The organism is Pseudomonas sp. GW821-FHT09C09 (assembly GCF_059418105.1).
In genome coordinates this window covers 79,684-99,284 of the sequence record NZ_JBWKPF010000005.1, presented here as the reverse complement: position 1 = coordinate 99,284, position 19,601 = coordinate 79,684, and the positions used below count along the sequence as shown (strand labels likewise).

Annotated in this window: 22 protein-coding genes and 1 pseudogene; 14 read left to right on the top strand and 9 right to left on the bottom strand. The window is 60.6% G+C overall.

Going from position 1 to position 19,601, the window contains the following annotated elements:
* Window positions 1-88 precede the first annotated feature (88 nt).
* The 4 genes and pseudogenes from AC07NR_RS17055 (at window position 89) to AC07NR_RS17040 (ending at window position 3,482) form a co-directional block, all read left to right on the top strand.
* Window positions 89-634, top strand: coding sequence for a sigma-70 family RNA polymerase sigma factor (locus AC07NR_RS17055; RefSeq protein ID WP_495079019.1), 546 nt, complete (start codon window positions 89-91; stop codon window positions 632-634).
* Window positions 631-1,644 (top strand): ABC transporter substrate-binding protein, encoded by a 1,014-nt coding sequence (locus AC07NR_RS17050; protein WP_495079018.1) that lies wholly within the window; start codon window positions 631-633, stop codon window positions 1,642-1,644. Before AC07NR_RS17055 ends, AC07NR_RS17050 begins: the two co-directional genes overlap by 4 nt.
* A gap of 518 nt (window positions 1,645-2,162) precedes the next feature.
* Window positions 2,163-2,933 (top strand): annotated as a pseudogene (locus tag AC07NR_RS17045) (PAS domain-containing protein); the annotation flags it as partial.
* A gap of 9 nt (window positions 2,934-2,942) precedes the next feature.
* Complete coding sequence (locus tag AC07NR_RS17040; protein WP_371320920.1) at window positions 2,943-3,482, top strand: methyl-accepting chemotaxis protein; 540 nt, start codon at window positions 2,943-2,945, stop codon at window positions 3,480-3,482.
* Window positions 3,483-3,541: 59 nt separating this feature from the next.
* On the opposite strand, the gene AC07NR_RS17035 is transcribed toward AC07NR_RS17040, so the two are convergent.
* The 3 genes from AC07NR_RS17035 to AC07NR_RS17025 all read right to left on the bottom strand — a co-directional run bounded on the left by AC07NR_RS17035 (window position 3,542) and on the right by AC07NR_RS17025 (window position 6,251).
* Window positions 3,542-4,108 carry a hypothetical protein gene (locus AC07NR_RS17035; RefSeq protein WP_495079017.1) on the bottom strand — a complete coding sequence of 189 codons (567 nt, stop codon included), beginning with the start codon at window positions 4,106-4,108 and terminating at the stop codon, window positions 3,542-3,544.
* Window positions 4,109-4,260: 152 nt separating this feature from the next.
* On the bottom strand, window positions 4,261-5,685 hold the full coding sequence (locus AC07NR_RS17030; RefSeq protein ID WP_495079016.1) for an MFS transporter: 1,425 nt from the start codon (window positions 5,683-5,685) through the stop codon (window positions 4,261-4,263).
* A gap of 125 nt (window positions 5,686-5,810) precedes the next feature.
* On the bottom strand, window positions 5,811-6,251 hold the full coding sequence (locus AC07NR_RS17025; protein ID WP_085709676.1) for a PACE efflux transporter: 441 nt from the start codon (window positions 6,249-6,251) through the stop codon (window positions 5,811-5,813).
* Between the two features lie 121 nt (window positions 6,252-6,372).
* Here AC07NR_RS17025 and AC07NR_RS17020 point away from each other — a divergent pair, with 121 nt between their 5' ends.
* Window positions 6,373-7,245 (top strand): LysR family transcriptional regulator, encoded by an 873-nt coding sequence (locus AC07NR_RS17020; RefSeq protein WP_495079015.1) that lies wholly within the window; start codon window positions 6,373-6,375, stop codon window positions 7,243-7,245.
* Between the two features lie 118 nt (window positions 7,246-7,363).
* Here AC07NR_RS17020 and AC07NR_RS17015 read toward each other — a convergent pair whose 3' ends face one another.
* Both AC07NR_RS17015 and gntR read right to left on the bottom strand, forming a co-directional pair.
* Window positions 7,364-7,768: a hypothetical protein gene (locus AC07NR_RS17015; RefSeq protein ID WP_495079014.1), complete on the bottom strand. Its 405-nt coding sequence runs from the start codon at window positions 7,766-7,768 to the stop codon at window positions 7,364-7,366.
* A gap of 110 nt (window positions 7,769-7,878) precedes the next feature.
* A complete protein-coding gene (gene gntR / locus AC07NR_RS17010; protein WP_065259320.1) occupies window positions 7,879-8,910 on the bottom strand; it encodes an HTH-type transcriptional regulator GntR in 1,032 nt (343 codons plus the stop codon).
* Window positions 8,911-9,126: 216 nt separating this feature from the next.
* Here gntR and AC07NR_RS17005 point away from each other — a divergent pair, with 216 nt between their 5' ends.
* Window positions 9,127-9,660, top strand: a complete 534-nt coding sequence (locus tag AC07NR_RS17005) for a gluconokinase (protein ID WP_085730316.1) — start codon at window positions 9,127-9,129, stop codon at window positions 9,658-9,660.
* Between the two features lie 82 nt (window positions 9,661-9,742).
* On the top strand, window positions 9,743-11,095 hold the full coding sequence (locus tag AC07NR_RS17000; RefSeq protein WP_119427898.1) for a GntP family permease: 1,353 nt from the start codon (window positions 9,743-9,745) through the stop codon (window positions 11,093-11,095).
* 63 nt (window positions 11,096-11,158) lie between these two features.
* On the opposite strand, the gene alaC is transcribed toward AC07NR_RS17000, so the two are convergent.
* Window positions 11,159-12,367, bottom strand: a complete 1,209-nt coding sequence (gene alaC / locus AC07NR_RS16995; protein WP_114885004.1) for an alanine transaminase — start codon at window positions 12,365-12,367, stop codon at window positions 11,159-11,161.
* Window positions 12,368-12,506: 139 nt separating this feature from the next.
* Here alaC and AC07NR_RS16990 point away from each other — a divergent pair, with 139 nt between their 5' ends.
* The 3 genes from AC07NR_RS16990 to AC07NR_RS16980 all read left to right on the top strand — a co-directional run bounded on the left by AC07NR_RS16990 (window position 12,507) and on the right by AC07NR_RS16980 (window position 14,539).
* A complete protein-coding gene (locus AC07NR_RS16990) occupies window positions 12,507-13,169 on the top strand; it encodes a LysE family translocator (RefSeq protein ID WP_495079013.1) in 663 nt (220 codons plus the stop codon).
* Between the two features lie 69 nt (window positions 13,170-13,238).
* Window positions 13,239-13,733 (top strand): GyrI-like domain-containing protein, encoded by a 495-nt coding sequence (locus AC07NR_RS16985; RefSeq protein WP_096818199.1) that lies wholly within the window; start codon window positions 13,239-13,241, stop codon window positions 13,731-13,733.
* A gap of 317 nt (window positions 13,734-14,050) precedes the next feature.
* Window positions 14,051-14,539 carry a GNAT family N-acetyltransferase gene (locus AC07NR_RS16980; RefSeq protein ID WP_085709682.1) on the top strand — a complete coding sequence of 163 codons (489 nt, stop codon included), beginning with the start codon at window positions 14,051-14,053 and terminating at the stop codon, window positions 14,537-14,539.
* A gap of 5 nt (window positions 14,540-14,544) precedes the next feature.
* Here the strand turns inward: AC07NR_RS16980 and AC07NR_RS16975 are convergent, their stop codons facing one another.
* A complete protein-coding gene (locus AC07NR_RS16975; protein WP_495079012.1) occupies window positions 14,545-15,150 on the bottom strand; it encodes a pyridoxamine 5'-phosphate oxidase family protein in 606 nt (201 codons plus the stop codon).
* 17 nt (window positions 15,151-15,167) lie between these two features.
* Complete coding sequence (locus tag AC07NR_RS16970) at window positions 15,168-15,653, bottom strand: GNAT family N-acetyltransferase (RefSeq protein ID WP_114884996.1); 486 nt, start codon at window positions 15,651-15,653, stop codon at window positions 15,168-15,170.
* A 142-nt stretch (window positions 15,654-15,795) separates the two neighbouring features.
* Here AC07NR_RS16970 and AC07NR_RS16965 point away from each other — a divergent pair, with 142 nt between their 5' ends.
* Genes AC07NR_RS16965 through AC07NR_RS16955 form a run of 3 tightly spaced genes read left to right on the top strand, consistent with a single transcriptional unit; the run spans window position 15,796 to window position 17,843 of the window.
* Window positions 15,796-16,221 (top strand): YybH family protein, encoded by a 426-nt coding sequence (locus AC07NR_RS16965; RefSeq protein ID WP_114884994.1) that lies wholly within the window; start codon window positions 15,796-15,798, stop codon window positions 16,219-16,221.
* Between the two features lie 40 nt (window positions 16,222-16,261).
* On the top strand, window positions 16,262-16,606 hold the full coding sequence (locus AC07NR_RS16960) for a YciI family protein (RefSeq protein WP_007951101.1): 345 nt from the start codon (window positions 16,262-16,264) through the stop codon (window positions 16,604-16,606).
* Window positions 16,599-17,843 (top strand): RNA polymerase sigma factor, encoded by a 1,245-nt coding sequence (locus tag AC07NR_RS16955; protein WP_495079011.1) that lies wholly within the window; start codon window positions 16,599-16,601, stop codon window positions 17,841-17,843. Before AC07NR_RS16960 ends, AC07NR_RS16955 begins: the two co-directional genes overlap by 8 nt.
* Window positions 17,844-17,853: 10 nt before the next feature.
* Here the strand turns inward: AC07NR_RS16955 and AC07NR_RS16950 are convergent, their stop codons facing one another.
* Entirely contained in the window at window positions 17,854-18,579 is a 726-nt protein-coding gene (locus AC07NR_RS16950) for an SDR family oxidoreductase (RefSeq protein WP_495079010.1), read from the bottom strand.
* A gap of 111 nt (window positions 18,580-18,690) precedes the next feature.
* Here AC07NR_RS16950 and AC07NR_RS16945 point away from each other — a divergent pair, with 111 nt between their 5' ends.
* Window positions 18,691-19,527, top strand: a complete 837-nt coding sequence (locus tag AC07NR_RS16945) for a LysR family transcriptional regulator (protein WP_495079009.1) — start codon at window positions 18,691-18,693, stop codon at window positions 19,525-19,527.
* Window positions 19,528-19,601: the final 74 nt, after the last annotated feature.

Here is a 19,601-nt window from a genome sequence, read left to right as displayed (position 1 = left end):
TTTAAGTATTTTTAACGCATAAGGCACCTTGCTAGGATCGCGCCACCGGACGACCGGACATTCAGCGACCCTTGACCAAGGAGCCCCCATGTCCGGCGCCGACACATCCCATCGCAATCATGTGAACACGTTGTTTCGCGACCATTACCAATGGTTGTGCACACGCCTGCGTCGGCAATCGAACGATGCAGCCAGCGCCGAAGACATCGCCGCCGAAACCTTCGCGCAGTTGCTCGAAGCACCATGCCTGACCGCCATCCGCGAACCCCGCGCCTTGCTTACCACCATCGCCCAGCGGCTGCTGTATGAGCGCTGGCGGCGGGGCGATCTGGAGCGTCGGCATCTGAATCAACTGCAGCAAAGTGACCTCGATCACTCGCCGTCTCCCGAAGAACTTGCCGATCTGTCGCAGTGCCTCAAGCATCTGGACCGAACGCTCCAGCGCCTGCCGGGCAAGGTGCGCTCGACCTTTCTGCTGGCCCGCATCGACGGCCTGACCTACCCGCAAATCGCCGCCGAACTGGGTATCTCCCAGCGTTCGGTGAGCATGTACATGACCCGTTCCCAGGCCCTGTGCAACCGCCACAGCGCCAACCAAATCCTGATTTCCTCCCAGAACAAGAGGTCCGCATGAGATCGATCAAAACCCTGCTCGGCAGTTCGCTGCTGGCCCTGACCCTGACGGCCGGCCACGTTGTCGCTGCGGAATCAAAAGCGCCGATCCACTTCGGTGACATCACCTGGGAAAGCGGCAGTTTCATCACCGAAGTGCTGCGCCTGATCGTCGAGAAAGGTTACGGCTACCCGACCGACACACTGCCGGGCAGCACCGTCAGTCTCGAAGCGGCACTGGCGAAAAACGACATTCAAGTGATCGGCGAAGAGTGGGCCGGGCGCAGCCCGGCATGGGTCAAGGCCGCCGCCGAGGGCAAGGTGTTCGGCCTCGGTGACACCGTGAAGGGCGCCACCGAAGGCTGGTGGGTGCCGGAGTACGTGATCAAGGGCGACCCCGAGCGCGGGATCAAACCGCTGGCACCGGAGCTGAAATCGGTGGCCGACCTGCCGCGCTACAAGGATGTATTCAAAGACCCGGAAGATCCGAGTCGCGGGCGCTTCCTCAACAGCCCGACCGGCTGGACCTCGGAAATCGTCAACAGCCAGAAGCTCAAGGCGTATGCGCTGAACGACAGCTTCGTCAACTTCCGCACCGGTTCCGGCGCGGCGCTGGATGCCGAGGTGGCGTCGTCGATCAAGCGCGGCAAGCCAGTGCTGTTCTACTACTGGTCGCCGACGCCGCTGCTCGGCCGCTTCAAACTGGTGAAGCTGGAGGAGCCGCCGTTCGACGCCGAAGCCTGGAAAACCCTGGCCGATGCCAACAACCCCAACCCGAAAGGCACCCGCTCGATGCCGGCGAGCCTGGCGATTGGCGTGTCGGCACCGTTCAAGGCGCAGTATCCGGAACTGGTGACGTTCTTTGAGAAAGTCGATTTGCCGATTGATCTGCTGAACCAGACCCTGGCCGGGATGAGCGAAAAGCGCCAGCAGCCACGTCAGGTCGCCGAAGCGTTTCTGCGTGATCAACCACAAGTGTGGAAATCGTGGGTGCCGGGTGAAGTGGCGAACAAAGTCAGCGGAAGTCTGTAGTTCTTTTCCGATAATGGTGTCGTTTCAAAAGTTGCCATTGCGAGTCGGTCGCAATGGCAACAAACATCCCGCCCGCTGAACCGATTCTTGTCCGTTTTTTGTCCTTAATCCCCGTGGTACTGGCCGACTAGTGGCCTTGCGCAAGGCTTTGCGCTGTCTATGCTCACACGTAACTAACTATGTCGACCGCCATCCAAAGCGCCTCGACAGCAATCGGTTAGCCGAGAACAAAGCTGCCAGAGTGCGCAATCCAAGGCACCGACACTTAACCGGCAAGGAGCATGTTTTTTAAATGGAAGTTCTTCTACACGTTAGGAATGGCCCGTTCGCGGGCTATCAAGAGAAGGATGTCTTGATTAGAGCGTCGCTGCATGGACTCTTTGATTAATCATCGTTTATCACCTGACAACTTCCTCCCGTGGAGGAATGCGTGTGCCTGTTCTGTGGAACGTAGTGGTGGATTCTGAAAGACCTGAACTTTCATCAAATCAAAAGACCGCGCTCAAGGTGATAGAGACATGTTCAACCTACATCACAAGGCTGACCTGCAGGAAATCGAACGCTTCAGCTGTGCCCTGACCGAAGCCAATGCCAAGCTGGAGGCGATCAGCCGTTCGATGGCGATGATCGAATTCACTCCCGACGGGATCGTGCTGGATGCCAATGACAACTTCTGCAAGACCATGGGCTACAGTGCCGAGGAAGTACGCGGCAAACATCACCGGATCTTTTGTGAGGAAGAGTTCTATCGCAGCGAGGAGTACGCCAAGTTGTGGCGTGACCTGGCCCGTGGCGAACCGCTCAGCGGGACCTTCCTGCGCCTGAACAAGCGTGGCCAGGAGATCTGGCTGGAAGCGAGTTACATGCCGGTGTACGGCCCGGACAAACAAGTCCGAAGTGTGATCAAAGTAGCGTCGGACATTACCGCGCGAGTGAACAAGGAAAAAGAAGAGGAAAGCATGCTCGCGGCCATCAGCCGTTCGATGGCGGTGATCGAGTTCACCCCGGAAGGCAATGTGATCTCGGCCAACGACAATTTCCTCAAGACCATGCAGTACTCGCTCAACGAAATTGTCGGCCATCACCACAGTCTGTTCTGTCACCGTGCCGAAGCCGAGTCGGCGCAGTACAAGGCGTTCTGGGCTTCGCTCAATCGCGGCGAATATCACTCGCACCGCTTCGAACGCAAGAACAAGTCCGGGCAGACCGTGTACCTCGAAGCCTCGTACAACCCGCTGTTCGACGCCAAGGGCCGCCTGTACAAAGTGGTGAAGTTCGCCAGCGATATCACCCACCAGATGACCACTTTGCAGACCGCTGCGGAATCGGCCCACAGCACCTCGGTACAAAACGACGCCTGCGCGCAAAAAGGCTCACAGGTCGTGCAGCAAACGGTGCAGATCATTCAGGACATTTCCCGCGACCTCAACGAAGCGGCGCTGAGCATCGATGCGGTGAGCAAGCAGTCGGACATCATCGGCACCATCGTCCAGACCATTCGCGGGATTGCCGACCAGACCAACCTGCTGGCACTCAACGCGGCCATCGAAGCGGCGCGGGCCGGCGAGCACGGACGTGGTTTTGCGGTGGTGGCGGATGAGGTGCGCAGCCTTGCGGCGCGGACCAGTCAGGCGACCCTGGAGATCGTCGATGTGGTGCGCAAGAACCACGAGTTGTCACTGAGTGCGGTGTCGAGCATGCAGTCGAGCCTGAGCCGCACCGGGCTCGGGGTGGAACTGGCGAACGAGGCGGGGGATGCGATCCGCGAGATTCAGCAGGGCTCGCGGCACGTGGTGGATGCGATCAGCCAGTTCAACGAGACGTTGCAGTTGAACTGACGGCTTTACGGCTGAAAAAAAGGATCCCCTCGGGGATCCTTTTTTCATTGCGCCGTTCGTTAGAGCGAAGCGAGGAACTTGTCTGCCGACTGGTCGCTGATCTTGACCGAGTTGGCGTCTTGTTTGTTCTGCTTCTCGGCCTCGGCCAGCTTCATCTTGTCCTGCAGGCGATCGGCGATCTCCTTGCCGATGGCCAGTTGTTTCTCCGGCGGCATGGCTTTGATGTCGTCCTCGGTCAGACCCATTTCCTTCAGGATACTGTCGCGCAGGCGCTGTTCCGGCGACTTGCTCATGTAGTCCTTGAATTCGTCCGTGGCGGAGGTGCCGGCGGTCTTGGTCGACGTGGCATCGGTCGCTTGCAGGTTTACACGCGTCTTGGCGAACGCCTCGTCGACGTTGTCGCTGATGCGCGTGGCTTCGCTGACTTGCTGGGTGGCCAGTTGCGTGGCCGAGCTTTGCACCTGATTGGTGGCTTCGGTGGTTTGCGCCTGCGCCTGGTTCTGCAGGGTTTGCAGCATGGCGCCGTGAAGCCCGCCTTGCAGACCGGCCGCCGCCGTGGCGGTTGCGTCATCGGTGATGCGCTTGGGCAGATGAATCAGATCCGCTTGTTTCGAGCTGACCAACATGATGGAGGACCTTGTGGTAATTGCTGTCGGCGGTAAAGCAGCAATTACCGTGCCGTCAGAATAAGTCCCGTGAATTCAGCAGGTTAATGAATTTCCAGTTTTCAGAAGCGGTCATCCTTTGCCGTCCGGCGGCAGAAGATGACCGTTGCCCGTCAGCGATGAGCGATGTTTTCCAGCGCAAGATTGCGGGTGCGGGGCCCGAAGTAACCGATGGTCAACATCACGATCAGCATGCTGGCAACGATGAATGCCAACACGCCCGGCGTGCCGAAGTGGTCGAGGAACAGACCGATCAACAGGCTGCTGAACACCGTCGACAAGCGACTGAACGAATAGCAGAACCCCACCGCCCGGGCGCGGATGTTGGTGGGGAACAGTTCGCTCTGATAGGAGTGATAACTGAAGCTCAGCCAGGCGTTGCAGAAGGTGATCATCACGCCGCAGAAGATCAGGCCGAAGGCGCTGGTCTGCAACGCGAACAAGGTGCCGAAAGTCATGGCGCCGAGGGCCGAGCCGACGATCTGCCACTTGTTCTCGAAACGGTTGGCAAATTTGACGAACAGCAACGGCCCGAGCGGGTAGGCGAGGGTGATGATGAACGCATACATCAGGCTGTGAGTGACACTGACGCCCTGACCGGAGAGCAGCGCCGGCAGCCAGTTGCCGAAGCCGAAGAAGCCGATGGCCTGGAAGATGTGGAAGACGATCAGCATCAGCGCGCGGCGGCGGTATGGTGGTTGCCAGATATCGGCAAAACGGCCCTTGCCTTCGACATCCACGGCTACCGCTTCCGGTGCGTCCAGTGGTTGACGGTGATCTTTCTCGCAGCGTGCCTCGATACCGTCGAGAATCCGGTTCGCCTCATCGAAACGGCCATGCTGGGCCAGCCAGCGCGGCGACTCCGGCAGGCGTTTGCGCAGCCACCAGATGAACAATGCAAACACCGCACTCGCCAACACCACCCAGCGCCAGCCGGATATTCCGAACGGCGCCTGCGGCACCAGCCACCACGACATCAATGCCACCGCCGGCACCGACAGGAACTGCACGAAAAACGCGAAGGCAAACGCCGAACTGCGCATGCGCTTGGGCACCAGTTCCGAGAGGTAGGCGTCGATGGTCACCAGTTCGATGCCGAGGCCGATGCCCACCAGAAAACGCATACAGATGATCCCCAGCGCCGAACTCTGCATGCCCATCAGCACCGTGGCCACGGTGTACCAGACCAGCGCGAAGGTGAAGATCGCCCGCCGCCCGAAACGATCCGCCAACGGACTGAGCAGACTGGCACCGAGAAACAGCCCAAGGAAGGTCGCCGAGGCGAACGCGGCCTGATCGGAGAAACCGAACACGCCCTGATTGCCGGTGGCGAAGATGCCGTCACGGATCAGCCCGGGGCTGATGTAGGCGGTCTGGAACAGGTCGTAGAGTTCGAAGAAACCACCAATCGACAGCAACGCCACCAGCCGCCAGATCGTGGCGACTGCCGGCAGGCGGTCGATGCGGGCGGAAATCTGTGCGGCGCGTATCGGGTCGATGCCGTCGCGTTGCGCGGCGGCGGGGGCGTGTGCAGTCATGGGCCGATCCATTTTTTTATGATGGAAAAGCTTAGCCTGCTATCGGAAATCAAGGATTGCTTATATCGGCGGCTTACGCGGGAAAACCGCCGATTTCTTGCAATATCCGCTTACCAATCAGCGATTCATGCTGCGGGTGCCGGATCCGGCAGCGCCGAGGCCGGCAAACCGAACACCTTATCGAACAGCCAGTTGAAGGCGAAGGTGTAGCAAGGGATGAACACGATCAGCGCCAGATCCAGCAGAAAGGCCTGCACCAGACTGATATTCATCCACCAGGCGATCAGCGGAATCAGGAACACGATCAGCGTCAGCTGAAAGCCGACGGCGTGGGCGATGCGGCGTTTGACCGTGCGTGTGCGCGAGACCTGACGGCTTTCCCAGCGCTCGAACAGCGAGGTGTAGATGAAGTTCCAGGTCACGGCGATGGTGGTGATGATCACCGCCAGCGGACCGGTGCTGCCGGGCGAGGTGCCGGACAACAGGGCCAGGCCGAGGGCCGAGAAGGTCATGCCGATCACTTCATAGAGCGATACATAGACCAGTTTGCGTTTGACGCCTTGCATGGGGAATTGCCTCTTTCTTGCGACTGGTGGCCAGCGGGGCTGGCGAAGGCGACGAAAGATAGCTTCAATGGGGATGACAGAAAAAGTCAGCAGCTTTCAGTTTTATTGATAGGTAGATGATGTGAATTTCAACAGCGAAAGCATCGAGCTGTTTCTGGCCGTGATCGAGCGCGGTTCTTTTTCCGCCGCTGCCAGGGCGTTGGGCAAAGTCCCGTCGGCGGTGAGCATGGCCATCGGCAATCTGGAAGCCGAACTCGGCTATCCGCTGTTCGACCGCAGTCACCGCGAACCGCAACCCACGGCGATGGCGCTGTCGCTGGTGCCCCATGCGCGACTGATCGCCGATCAGCTCAAGCAATTGCAGGTGCATGCGGTGCAGCTGTCGTTGGGGCTGGAGAGCAAGTTGTCGATTGGCGTGGCGACGGATATCGATCGTCGACGGTTGTTGGCGGCGATCAAGGAGATCAACGAGCGTCATCCGCTGCTCGACATCGAAGTGCTGACCGCGCCGCAGGATGACGTGCTGGCGATGCTTCACAGTGGCCGGGTCAGCGTGTGCCTGGCGTTCGCCGGGTTGAGCGTGAACGTGCTGGAGCGCTTTCAGTTTGTCGGCAGTGAACGGATGATCGCCACGCTGGCGGCGGACAGTCCGCTGTTGCAGGGACAGGATCTGTTTCTCGAAGATCTGGTGCATGTGCGGCAGATCGTCGTCGGCAGTCGCGACTTGCCGATCAGCGAAACCCGGCCGCTGGTGGCTGAATCCCACTGGCGCACCGACAGTCTGGAGACGGCGCTGGAGATGGTCGAGGCGGGGCTGGGCTGGGGCAATTTTCCGCTGTCGGTGGTGCAGCCTTGGCTCGATAGCGGACGATTGAAACGGCTGAATTTCCGCAACATCGAAAACGGGCTGGTACTGCCGGTGCATGCGGTGTGGCTCAAGAGCCAGCCGTTGCAGAAGGGGGCGCTGGCTCTTGTGGAGTTACTCGGTAGCTAATACGTGGCTATATTCCAAGGAGACTACAGCGACTCTCAAGAGCAATCGCCCCACAGAAAGAGGGCGTTTGCCTGGATTACTTGCGAAGAGAATTACGAAGTCGGCGGGTCCACATAGCCTAGATATTCGTGAGAGAGAATTTTGCGCGAATGATGGCATTCTTCGTCGGATTTGCGGCGTCTTGGGCGGTAAATTCAATTTCACCGCTTGCCGATTTCTTGATATCTACTGCGCTTAGAGTGATTTTGCCCGATACCGCATTCCAGGAACTGTCGCCCGGTTTTCCTGTGTTGTAAAAAGCGGACGCGCCGGCACCAATCGGGAAAACACCAGGGTTGATAGCGCCTGACAAATCACACTGAAGCCCTTGTTCTGGTTGTGTTGAACCCGGTACGAACCCGGCAACGCTCAGCGTGCCGGTTGCAAAATCGAGATAGAGGGTGGTGAAGTCGAGGGATATCTCTGTGCCGCCGTTTTCCTGGATTTTCGCGTTGAAAGTTCCCGTAGCGTTTGATTTTTTCATGATCACATCCTTGGTGAATAAGGGAGGGCGCGTCGTTGATCAACGCGGCAGCCACATGATTCTCCCCGCTCAGAATGCTGTCTACTGTCAGAACTTACAGGTGGCACCTATCAGGTGCTCTCGCGGATCTTAAGTTCGAAGCCCATATCCTCGACCGGCCGCGCCACGCTGTTGCCGGCCATCAATGTCAGCATCTGCTCCGCCGCACGCCGGCCGATGGCCTCGCGCGGGGTGTTGATGCTGCTGAGGCGCGGCACCATGTGCTCCGACATCGGCAAGTCATTGAAGCCGAGGATCGCCACCTGCTCGGGAATCCGGATCCCGTTGCGCAGCGCCTCGAGCAGGGCGCCCTGAGCCAGGTCGTCGTTGCCGAAGAAGATCGCATCGACGTCCGGATGTGCCGCCAGCAGTTGCAGGAACAACTCGCCGCCCAGTCCTACGGACGAAGAACGCGGGGTCAGCACTTCCAGATCCGGGTCGTAGCGACCGGCCTTCTGCAGTGCCTTGCGAAAGCCTTCACCGCGCAGCAGGGTGCGCTGATCGAGCTGCGCGCCGATGTAGGCCAGGCGCTTGCGGCCACGGGACAGCAAATGCTCGGCGGCGGTTTCCCCGGCGCTGAGTTGGGAGAAGCCGACGCAATTCACACCGGCGGCACTGTCCAGCTCCATCATGTACACGCAGGGAATGTTGCTGGCCTCGATCATCCGCCGCGAGGTTTCGGTGCGGTCGAAGCCGGTCAGCAGAAGGCCACGTGGCTGATAGGCCATGTAGTTGCGCAGCAGGTTTTCTTCTTCATCCCGGGAGTAGTGGAAGTTGCCGATCAGCACTTCGAAGCCCTTGGGCGTGAGCACCCGATGAATGGCTTCCAGGGTGTCGATGAACAACAGGTTGGCCAGCGAAGGCACCAGCACCACCACCGAATGGCTCTGGGCCGAGGCCAGGGCGCGGGCGGCGGGGTTGACCACGTAGTTGAGTTCCAGCGCGGCTTTTTGCACTTTTTCCACCAGTTCGGTGGCGACGGTACTGACCCCGCGCAGGGCGCGCGAAGCCGTAATCGGACTGACCCCGGCCAGCCGGGCGACTTCATTAAGGGTGGGACGGCCGGTGGTGCGGGTGTTTTTATCGTTTTTAGGGGTGGTCATCGGGCGGCTTGCCAAACAAAAATCAAGGCACTAAGGTAGCGCTGTCCTTATGCAGCTGCAAATGCGTGAGCGAGGTCCTGCCTGATCCTCGCTTTTTGGCGTTGGGACAAAACCTGCTGCAACCCAAAAAAACGACAAGAAGGCGTCGGCAACTTCTGCCTGTGCACTAGAGTCATAGCTAGCAAAGGTAGCGCTGTCTGCGCGCTGAGGTGTTACATGAATCATCCCATCACCGCCCTGGTCATCATGGGCGTTGCCGGTTGCGGCAAGACGTGCGTCAGCGAGGCCCTGTGCCAATTGAGCGGCGCCACTGCCATTGAAGGCGATACTTTCCATCCGGCCGCGAACATCGAAAAGATGAGCGCGGGGATTCCCCTGAACGACGAAGACCGCGCCGGCTGGCTCGACAGCCTGTGCGATGAGCTGCGTCGTGTTGACGCTCTGGGCGAACGCCCGGTGCTGACCTGCTCGGCCCTCAAACACATTTACCGCGAACGTCTGCGCAGCGCCTTGCCGGGCCTGGGCTTCGTGTTCCTCGAATTGACGCCTGAAGTCGCCGCCGACCGCGTGTCCCATCGCCCGGGCCACTTCATGCCGGCGACGCTGATCGAAAGCCAGTTCGCCACCCTCGAATCGCCGGTAGGCGAGCCGTTGACCCTGGCCCTGAACGCTTCGATCCACAGCGTTGAAGAACTGGCGTCGCAAGCCCACGTCTGGTGGCAGGCCCATGGCCTGAAACAGGCGGTATGAGTGTGATTGTGAAGACAGCGCTGTCCTTTCGACTTCTGATTAACCCGCTTTAATAACAACAACAAACCAGGAGACACCCCCAATGTTTGGCATGTCCCATGACGCCTACCTGCTGCTTGATGCAGTAGTCACGGTGATCGGGCTTATCGTCCTGATCACCAAGTTCAAGATTCACCCCTTCATTGCCCTGACCATCGCCGCCGCGTTTCTCGGCCTGACGTCCGGCATGCCGATCGGCACCATCATCAAGGCGTTCCAGGACGGCTTCGGTGGCGTGCTCGGTTTCGTCGGCATCATCCTCGCGCTGGGCACCATGCTCGGCAAGATGATGGCCGAATCCGGCGGTGCCGATCAGATCGCCCAGACCTTGATTCGCGCCTTCGGCAAGGACAAGGTCCAGTGGGCGATGATGTTCGCCGCGTTCCTGGTGGGCATTCCGCTGTTCTTCGAAATCGGCTTCGTGCTGCTGATTCCGCTGGTGTTCATCGTCGCTCGCCGCACCGGTGTGTCGATCATCAAGATCGGCATCCCGCTGCTCGCCGGCCTGTCCGCCGTGCACGGTCTGGTGCCGCCGCACCCGGGCCCGCTGCTGGCCATCGGCGTGTTCGGTGCCGACATCGGCAAGACCATTCTCTACGGCCTGATCGTCGCGCTGCCGACCGCCATCATTGCCGGTCCGATCTTCGGTACGTTCATCGCCAAGCACATTCCGGGCACGCCGAATCAGGAACTGGTCGATCAACTGGCCCGTGAAACCGATTCGACCAAGCTGCCAAGCTTCGGCATCACCCTGGTCACCGTGCTGCTGCCGGTGTTCCTGATGCTGCTGAAAACCTTCGCTGACGTGGCGCTGCCGGACGGTCATTTCTTCCGCACCTGGATGGACATGATCGGTCACCCGATCTCGGCGCTGCTGCTGGCGTTGCTGCTGTCGCTTTACACCTTCGGCCATAAGCAGGGCATCGGTTCCCAACAGATGCTCAAGTGGCTGGATGCGAGCCTGGCACCCACCGCCGCGATCATTCTGATCATCGGCGCTGGCGGCGGCTTCAAGCAGATGCTGGTGACCAGCGGCGTGGGCGACGTGATCGGCCACATGGCGGTCAGCGCGCAGATTTCGCCGATCCTGCTGGCGTGGCTGGTGGCGGCGGTGATCCGTATCGCGACCGGTTCGGCCACCGTGGCGACCATTACAGGCGCGGGCATCGTGGTGCCGGTGGTCGGGATGATCCCGGGTGTGAACCGCGAGTTGCTGGTGCTGGCCACCGGTGCCGGTTCCCTGATCCTGTCCCACGTCAACGACGCCGGTTTCTGGCTGGTGAAGCAGTACTTCAATATGACCGTGGCCGAGACCTTCAAGACCTGGACAGCGATGGAAACCATCCTGTCGGTGGTCGGCCTGGGCTTCATTCTGTTGCTGTCGCTGTTCGTATAACGGCGAATCGCAGGCACAAAAAAACCGCAGCGATGCGGTTTTTTTGTGGGCGACATTTGCGAGTTACTTGGTGCCCAGGCCATCCGCCCGGAACATGCCGCGAATCCCGCGTACTGCCTGACGAATCCGGTCCTGGTTCTCGATCAGCGCGAAGCGCACGTGGTCGTCGCCATACTCACCGAATCCGACACCCGGCGAGACGCAGACCTTGGCCTCGGCCAGCAGTTTCTTGGCGAATTCCAGCGAACCGAGGTGCGCGTAGGCTTCGGGAATCTTCGCCCAGACGTACATCGAAGCTTTCGGGTTCTCGACCATCCAGCCCAGCTCATGCAGGCCCTTGACCAGCACGTTGCGGCGCTGGCGATACTGCTCGGCGATGTCGCGCACGCATTGCTGATCGCCTTCCAGCGCGGCAATCGCGGCCACCTGCAGCGGGGTGAAAGTGCCGTAGTCGTGGTAGCTCTTGATCCGCGCCAGGGCGCTGACCAGCTCCGGGTTGCCGACCATGAAACCGATGCGCCAGCCCGCCATGTTGTAGCTCTTGGACAGGGTGAAAAACTCCACCGCGATGTCCTTGGCGCCCGGCACCTGCATGATCGACGGGGCTTTCCAGCCGTCGTAGACGATGTCGGCGTAGGCCAGGTCGTGCACCACCAGCACGTCGTACTGTTTGGCGAGGGCGATCACCCGCTCGAAGAAATCCAGCTCCACGCACTGCGCGGTCGGGTTGGACGGGAAGCCGAGGATCATCATCTTCGGCTTCGGGATCGAGCCGCGAATCGCCCGTTCCAGCTCATCGAAGAAGTCCACGCCCGGCACCAGTGGCACCGACCGCACTTGGGCTCCGGCAATCACGGCACCGTAGATGTGAATCGGGTAGCTCGGGTTCGGCACCAGCACGGTGTCGCCCTGATCCAGGGTCGCCAGCATCAGGTGCGCCAGGCCTTCCTTGGAACCGATGGTGACGATGGCTTCGCTTTCCGGGTCGATGTCGACCTCGTAGCGGTCCTTGTACCAGTTGGAAATCGCCCGACGCAGGCGCGGAATGCCCTTGGACGTGGAGTAACCGTGGGTGTCTTCGCGTTGTGCAACCTGCACCAGTTTTTCAACGATGTGCGGCGGCGTGGCGCCGTCGGGGTTGCCCATGCTCAAGTCGATGATGTCTTCGCCACGACGTCGGGCGGCCATCTTCAGCTCGGCAGTGATGTTGAAAACGTAAGGGGGGAGTCGATCTATGCGCGCAAAGCGGCGCGGCGAACCTTGTTCAGCCATTGTTGCCTCGGATAACGTAAGCGCCCGGAACCGTCCGAGCGACGCTGGTCACTGCGGTGACCTGTGGCGGAAGATAAGGGCAGCGATGGCAGACTGTCCAGCGTGCACGACAACAATTTTTTCCCAAGGAAAACGGTCAATGGAATTCACCAGCGGCTTCTTGCTGAGCCTTTCGCTGTGCCTGGACATCGGCGTGGCCAACATCGCGATGATCACCCTGGCCATGCAACGCGGCTACTTTCAGGGTTTTGCCCTGGGCCTCGGCACCTGCGTCGGCGACCTGATTTACGCGGTGCTGGCGCTGGCCGGAATGACCGTTCTGCTGCAATACGAAACCGTGCGCTGGGTGCTGTGGATCGGCGGTTCGGCGCTGCTGATCTACTTCGCGGCGAAGATGATCTATTCGGCGATCCACCACGAAGCGCAACTGGCGGCGACGGCCGAAGTCGGCCAGAACTCCCATCGCAAGGAATTCTTCCGCGGGATCTTTCTCGCCATGTCGTCGCCGAGCGCCATCCTCTGGTTCGCGGCAGTGGGCGGCACGTTGATCGCCCGATCCGGTGGCGGTGGCCCTCTGAGTTCGGCGCTGTTCCTTGGCGGTTTCCTGTGTGCCGGTCTGCTGTGGTCGGCGGGCCTGTGCTTCGCGGCTAGCCATGGCGGCAAGTTTCTGGGCGACAAGCTGTTGCGCTACTCCTACATGGCATCTGCAGCGATCTTCTGCTATTTCGCGGTCTACGTGATCGTATCCGGTTACAACGAATTCGTCGGCTCCGGCGCCGCCGAAGCGCTGCATACGCTGTAAATGTGCGAATCGGGTTTGGCTTCTATACTCCCAGCCGAACCCACTTTTTTCGTTCCAAGGAGTCGAGTCATGGATGAGCAAAAACGCGTCGAAGTGGCTGAACCTCGCTTCGAACATGGACACTTCCTGCTGATTGCAGGTTTTCGCGATCGCTTTACCAAAGAGACCGTCCAGGACATCCCTGCGCTGTGGGAAAAACTGATCCCGCACATCGGAAATATTCCGGGGCAGAAGGGTGAAGTGACCTACGGCGTCTGCAGCAATTTCGACGGCAACGGCGGTTTCGATTACATGGCCGGGGTCGAGATCAGGAAGCTGGACGACTTCCCGCAGGAAAAGTATCCGTGGATCGAAATCCTCCCGCGCCAGTACGCGGTGTTCGAGCACAAGGGTTCGCTCGACCTGCTGCCGCAGACCATCGAGTACATCTACAAAACCTGGCTGCCGGCCTCCGAATACAAGGGCCTCAACGCCCCGGAGCTGGAACGCTACAGCGCCGATTTCAATCCGAAAACCAATACCGGCAAGCTGGAAATCTGCGTCCCGGTCGAAAAGAAAACTTGATGAACGACCGGCAGCGCGAACCCGCTTCGCGCTGCCGATCAAGCCTTACTTGCCCTTGATCCGTCGTGCCCGCAACAGGTCGATGCCCAGGGTAATGAAGCCGAAGAAGCTGATGCCCAACACCATCAACAAACCGATTTCCACGCTGCTCATAAGTTGTTTCCCCTTCGGGTGATCAGAGACAGTGCTCAGGAATAGACCGTCCCGAATCCGAAGAAAAGCGCTTATACGCAGGCTTTACGCCGCCCGTGCGGATCGATATGAACACCTTATTCCTTTATCCTTGGCAGCCCTGTTTTCACTGATTTCGAGCCGCCATGAACACCGTCATCCGCCACGTCACCGCCGCCGATCTGGATCGCTGCTACGCCATCGAAACCCTCGCCTATGAAGGCGACGAAGCCGCGACCCGTGAGAAGATCGCCACGCGTATCGCCACCTGGCCGGACGGTTTCATTGTCGCCGAGGTGGACGGGCAGGTGGCCGGCTTCATCAACTCCGGCGCGGCGTTTGACGTGCAGATGTCCGACGAGGCGTTCAAGGAGCTGATCGGCCACGACCCGGCCGGGCCGAACGTGGTGATCATGTCGGTGGTGGTGCACCCGGATTATCAGGGCCTGGGTCTGGCCAAGCGCTTGCTGGGCGAATTCATCGAGCGCATGCGCGCCCAGGGCAAGGCGACAATTCACCTGATGTGCAAGGAACGGCACATCCCGCTGTACGCCGGATTCGGTTTTGCCTACATCAAACCGTCCGAGTCCGACCACGGCGGGATGGCGTGGCATGAGATGATTCTGACGCTGTAAAAACCTCAGTAGAGCGTTTCACGCACCCGCGTCGGGGCCTCGCGATCATAGGCCTCGGCATCAAACTGCCCATCATTCAGCCGCTTGTGAAACGCGCCCGCCGTCGGCAGCGCCGAGCGCGGAAGATGGGTTTGCGGATTCCATGCATCCGATCGCACAAACGCTTTCGAGCAATGGAAGAACGCTGCCTCCACCGTCACCAGCAACACCGTGCGCGCCGGTTTGCCGTTGACCGCGAAGCTTTCCAGCAACTCCGGATCAGCGCTGATAGTTGCGGTGCCGTTGACCCGCAACGTCTCGCCAATCCCCGGAATGATGAACAGCAGCGACACCCGTGGATCGTGCAGCACGTTGCGCAAGGTATCGATGCGGTTGTTGCCCGGACGGTCCGGCAAAGCCAGGGTGCGTTCGTCGATGATTCGCACAAACCCCGGCGCGTCGCCACGCGGCGAACCGTCGATGCCATCGGCGCCCACCGAACTGACAATCACCAGCGGCGAGACCCGGACCATCGCCTGATAGTCCTCGTTGAGAAAGCCGATCTGCTTGCGCACTGCCCGCTCGTGGGGCAGTCCGTAAATGGCTTCCAGCGCTTCGATTGAATCGATCATCGTTGCTCCCTCGACGATTAGAAGAACAGGCCCATGCGCCGCTCGTAACCGATGCGACCCTTGTACGCTTCGCCGCTGTCGACGAAACCGTACCTGGCGTACAGCGCAATCGCGGCGTCGTTGTCGGCGTCCACCGACAGTTCCAGCCCTTTGATCTCCGGCCAGGCCTGACGCGCAACGTCCGGCAACGCCAGCAGACAGGCCTTGCCATAACCCTTGCCCTGGGCGCGGTGATCGACCTGCAATGCATGCAGGGTTGCGCTGTGCTCATCGGCCCATTCCGGCAACACCGGCGGGCGCTTGAGCAGCAGGAATGCCACCGGCACCTCTTCGGCGAGCAGCGCAAAACCTTTCACGCCGGGGCCGGGTTTCGACAGCAGCGTGTGCAGGGCGCCGTGGATGTCGCCGGAGAACTTGATCTGCTCGGCGTGGATTTCAATGGCCTCGACCTGCTGGCGTTGGGTGGCGTTCAGGCTTTCGTAAGGCACGAGTCGGGCTGACACGGGAATTTCCTTTTTCCTACAAAGATGAGTCCCGGATTCTAGCGATTTTGTCTTCTTCGGAATTTTTTTGTTTCAGCTGTCGATCCGGCCAGTCGCCGAACGACAAAGGGTGTCTTCACAACAAAAAACAGGGAGAAAACCCATGAGTACGCAAGCGCAGATTCAAGCCATCATCGACACTTACCGTCAGGCCGTCATGACCAAGGACGTGGAAAAGGTCATGACCCTTTACGCCGACGACATCCTCTCGTTCGATGCGATCAAGGCCCTGCAATTCAAGGGCAAGGAGGCCTACCGCGCCCACTGGGTGGCCTGCATGGAAATGTGCCCCGGCCCGCACATTTTCGAGTTCCACGAAATCGCCATCGAGACCGGCGACAACATCGCCTTCGCCCACTGGGTCGCCAACTGCGGCGGCACCAATGACAAGGGCGAAACCCAGAGCTGCTGGATGCGCGCCACCGCCTGCTATCGGCTGGTCGGCGGAGCGTGGAAAATTGCCCATGAACACTGGTCGGCACCGTTCGATCCGATGACCGGCTCGACGCTGTTCGATGCGAAACCCTGATCTTCAGCCATAGTTGATCCGTCCGATTCAGGAGAACGCCATGAAGTATTTATGCCTGGTCTACAGCGATGAGCGCCTGCTGCATTCGTCGCCCGACAGCCCGGAAGACGCCGAGTGCTGGGCCTACGCCGAGTCGATCCAGGGCAGCGGGCGGATGGTCGCCGCCGAAGCGCTGGAGTCGGTGCAGACCGCCACCACGGTGCGCATGCGCAACGGCAAGTTGTCGATCACCGACGGCCCGTTCGCCGAGACCAAGGAGCAGTTGGCCGGTTTCTACCTGATCGACGCGCGGGACCTCAATGAAGCGATCCAGGTCGCCGGCAACATTCCGGCGGCCCGGGTCGGCAGTGTTGAAGTGCGTCCCGTGCGGCAGTTGAATGTCTGAGGTCGCGGCCCGGGTCGCGCAGGTCTATCGCGAAGACTCGCGGCGGATCCTCGCGACCCTGATCCGTCTGCTTGGCGATTTCGACCTCGCCGAAGAAGCCTTGCACGAGGCGTTCTTCGTCGCGGTCGAACGCTGGCAGCAGGATGGCGTGCCGGACAATCCACGGGCGTGGCTGGTGTCCACCGGGCGCTTCAAGGCCATCGACGTGTTGCGCCGCCGCGCACGGTTCAAGGCCTCGCAGCCGTTGCTGCTGGCGCAACTGGAAGAGCTGGAACAGTCCGAATGGGACGTTGAAGACGTGGAAGACGATCGCCTGCGCCTGATCTTCACCTGCTGCCACCCGGCGTTGGCGGCGGACGCGCAAGTGCCGCTGACCCTGCGCGAAGTCTGCGACCTCACCACTGAAGAAATCGCCCGGGCATTTCTCTCGGCCCCGGCGGCAATTGCCCAGCGCATCGTGCGGGCCAAGGCGAAGATCCGCGACGCGAAAATCCCCTATCAAGTCCCGAGCCTGAACGAATTGCCCGAGCGCCTCGATAGCGTGTTGCGGGTGATTTATCTGGTGTTCAACGAAGGCTATTCGGCGTCCGGCGGCGCCCAGGTGACCCGCGAGGATTTGACCCGTGAGGCGATTCGTCTGGGGCGTCTGCTGCTGGAGTTGTTGCCGGACCCTGAAGTCATGGGCTTGCTGGCATTGATGTTGTTGCATGAGTCGCGGCGTTCGGCTCGGTCGACGCCAAACGGTGAGTTGATTCTGCTGGATGATCAGGATCGCGGATTGTGGAATGCCGAGCTGATTGCCGAAGGCTGTGAACTGGTGGAGCGGGCGCTGACCACCGGACGCTTCGGGCCGTACTGCCTGCAAGCGGCGATTGCGGCAGTGCACGCCGAAGCACCGACGGCCGGGGAGACGGACTGGGAACAGATCGTCGGGCTGTATGACGTGTTGCTGCAGGCGGTGCCTTCGCCGGTGATCGAGTTGAACCGGGCGGTGGCGGTGGCCAAGCGTGATGGGGCGTTGGCGGGGTTGACCTTGATCGAAGGAATTCTGGAGCGCGGGGAATTGCAGGATTACCACCTGGCGCATTCGGCGCGGGCGGAGTTTTGTCGGCAGCTGGGGCGGGTTGAGGAGGCGAGGGTGGCTTACCGGCGAGCCTTGGAACTGACCCGGCAGGAGCCGGAACGCAGGTTTATCGAAGGACGATTGCAGGAACTCACTCCGAGCAATCGCCCTTGAAAAAATGGGATCAGGCCTGTTGGCGCGTAGCAGCCATCACAATCTCTCGAATACAAACCCCCTGCGGCTGCCCATACGCATAAGCAATCGCCGTCGCCACATCCTCGGCGCTCAGCACCGTGCCGCCCATGTCCTGCTTCCAAGCCTGATACCCGGTCTTGATCGCCTCATCCGTGGTGTGGCTCAACAATTCGGTTTCCACCGCGCCCGGCGCAATCGTGGTCACCCGCACGTTATGCGGCGACAGCTCTTCACGCAGATTTTCCGACAATCCATGCACCGCAAACTTGGTGCCGACATACGCCACATGGTTCGGGAAGGTCTTGCGCCCGGCCACCGAGCTGACGTTGATAATGGTGCCGTGCTTGCGCTCGATCATCCCGGCAACCACCGCGTGCACGCCATTGAGCAGGCCCTTCACGTTGACGTCGAGCATCTGGTCCCACTGCGCCGGATCCTGTTTGCTCATCTCGCCCAACAGCATCACCCCGGCGTTGTTGATCAGCGCGTCGGCCGGGCCGAACTGCGCTTCGGCCTCGGCCACAGCGGCCAGCAACGCGGTGCGGTCGGTGATGTCGACGCGGCGGCTGAGGGTGTTCGGCAGGGCCAGCGCTTCGAGGCGTTCGATGCGCCGCGCCAGCAACAAAAGCGGATGGCCGGCAGCGCTCAAGCGGCGGGCGGTGGCTTCGCCGATGCCCGAGCTGGCGCCGGTGATGATGATCAATGGCTTGCCCATGGTTGGACTCCTGAGATAAGAAAAACAAATAACCAGATTCGTGACGCAGTATATTTAGCCCGCTGAAAGCTGAAAAATGCCTTATTTCTCTGTCTGCCATCGGAATCTCCTATGGATATCCGCCATCTCAAAGCCTTCCTCGCGGTGTTCGAGGAACGCAACATCACCGCCGCCGCGCAACGGCTGTTCATCAGTCAGCCCACGTTGTCGGTGACCATCAAACAGCTGGAAGAAGAACTCGGCGCGACGCTATTCGTGCGCCAGCCCCGTGGTGTGGAAGTCAGCGACGAAGCGCGACTGCTGTACCCGCAGGCGCGGCGGATGGTGGCCGAATCCGAGGCGTTGAGCCGGATGTTTCGCGGCCGCGAAAACCGCGCGCCGCTGACCCTCGGCATTGAGGGCGACATCGCCGCCAGCCACATCGAAGCTTTCGTGCGCACGGCCCATCAGGCATTACCCAATCTGCTGCTGACGCTGAAAGAGGGCTGTCACGGCGATGGTCGGCTGGCGGTCGAGGAAATGTGCTGCGAGGACGAGCTGTTCCTTCCGTTGTGGGAAGAGTCCTATGTGATGGCGCTGCCCCTCGATCACCCGATGGCCAACGCGCAGGCAGGCTGGGCACCGATCGAGGACTGGATCACCTGTCCGCAGCATCCGTCTCATCAGCGGTTGATGGCGCTGTACGGGCGCTCGCCGGAAGCGGTGGCGGGGCATGCCGGTTCACTGCAACAGGCGTTGCACATGGTGGCGGCAGGTGTCGGCGTGGCGATGTTGCCGCAGTCGCTGGTGAGCGGGCATGAGCGAATCGTGGTGCGAGCGCTGCACCTGCCCGCGCCGACCCGGCGGGTGGGGTTGTGTTATGCGGCGCAGGCGCTGGAATTGCCGGCGATGCGCGGGTTGCACGAGTATTTTCAGGTGAACCGCCCGGTCGATATTGCAGCGGCCTGAGCGGCCGCCATCGCCAGCAGGCTGGCTCCCACGCCGGGTGTGTGTTGTTCACAAATCATCTGTGGGAGCTAGCC

What these genes read in the sequence shown, in the direction of transcription:
- AC07NR_RS17055 (WP_495079019.1), top strand. Translation starts at nt 89, where the DNA reads ATGTCCGGCGCCGACACATCCCATCGCAATCATGTGAACACGTTGTTT.
- AC07NR_RS17050 (WP_495079018.1), top strand. Translation starts at nt 631, where the DNA reads ATGAGATCGATCAAAACCCTGCTCGGCAGTTCGCTGCTGGCCCTGACC.
- AC07NR_RS17040 (WP_371320920.1), top strand. Translation starts at nt 2,943, where the DNA reads ATGACCACTTTGCAGACCGCTGCGGAATCGGCCCACAGCACCTCGGTA.
- AC07NR_RS17035 (WP_495079017.1), bottom strand. Translation starts at nt 4,108, where the DNA reads ATGTTGGTCAGCTCGAAACAAGCGGATCTGATTCATCTGCCCAAGCGC.
- AC07NR_RS17030 (WP_495079016.1), bottom strand. Translation starts at nt 5,685, where the DNA reads ATGACTGCACACGCCCCCGCCGCCGCGCAACGCGACGGCATCGACCCG.
- AC07NR_RS17025 (WP_085709676.1), bottom strand. Translation starts at nt 6,251, where the DNA reads ATGCAAGGCGTCAAACGCAAACTGGTCTATGTATCGCTCTATGAAGTG.
- AC07NR_RS17015 (WP_495079014.1), bottom strand. Translation starts at nt 7,768, where the DNA reads ATGAAAAAATCAAACGCTACGGGAACTTTCAACGCGAAAATCCAGGAA.
- gntR (WP_065259320.1), bottom strand. Translation starts at nt 8,910, where the DNA reads ATGACCACCCCTAAAAACGATAAAAACACCCGCACCACCGGCCGTCCC.
- AC07NR_RS17005 (WP_085730316.1), top strand. Translation starts at nt 9,127, where the DNA reads ATGAATCATCCCATCACCGCCCTGGTCATCATGGGCGTTGCCGGTTGC.
- AC07NR_RS17000 (WP_119427898.1), top strand. Translation starts at nt 9,743, where the DNA reads ATGTTTGGCATGTCCCATGACGCCTACCTGCTGCTTGATGCAGTAGTC.
- alaC (WP_114885004.1), bottom strand. Translation starts at nt 12,367, where the DNA reads ATGGCTGAACAAGGTTCGCCGCGCCGCTTTGCGCGCATAGATCGACTC.
- AC07NR_RS16990 (WP_495079013.1), top strand. Translation starts at nt 12,507, where the DNA reads ATGGAATTCACCAGCGGCTTCTTGCTGAGCCTTTCGCTGTGCCTGGAC.
- AC07NR_RS16985 (WP_096818199.1), top strand. Translation starts at nt 13,239, where the DNA reads ATGGATGAGCAAAAACGCGTCGAAGTGGCTGAACCTCGCTTCGAACAT.
- AC07NR_RS16980 (WP_085709682.1), top strand. Translation starts at nt 14,051, where the DNA reads ATGAACACCGTCATCCGCCACGTCACCGCCGCCGATCTGGATCGCTGC.
- AC07NR_RS16975 (WP_495079012.1), bottom strand. Translation starts at nt 15,150, where the DNA reads ATGATCGATTCAATCGAAGCGCTGGAAGCCATTTACGGACTGCCCCAC.
- AC07NR_RS16965 (WP_114884994.1), top strand. Translation starts at nt 15,796, where the DNA reads ATGAGTACGCAAGCGCAGATTCAAGCCATCATCGACACTTACCGTCAG.
- AC07NR_RS16960 (WP_007951101.1), top strand. Translation starts at nt 16,262, where the DNA reads ATGAAGTATTTATGCCTGGTCTACAGCGATGAGCGCCTGCTGCATTCG.
- AC07NR_RS16955 (WP_495079011.1), top strand. Translation starts at nt 16,599, where the DNA reads ATGTCTGAGGTCGCGGCCCGGGTCGCGCAGGTCTATCGCGAAGACTCG.
- AC07NR_RS16950 (WP_495079010.1), bottom strand. Translation starts at nt 18,579, where the DNA reads ATGGGCAAGCCATTGATCATCATCACCGGCGCCAGCTCGGGCATCGGC.
- AC07NR_RS16945 (WP_495079009.1), top strand. Translation starts at nt 18,691, where the DNA reads ATGGATATCCGCCATCTCAAAGCCTTCCTCGCGGTGTTCGAGGAACGC.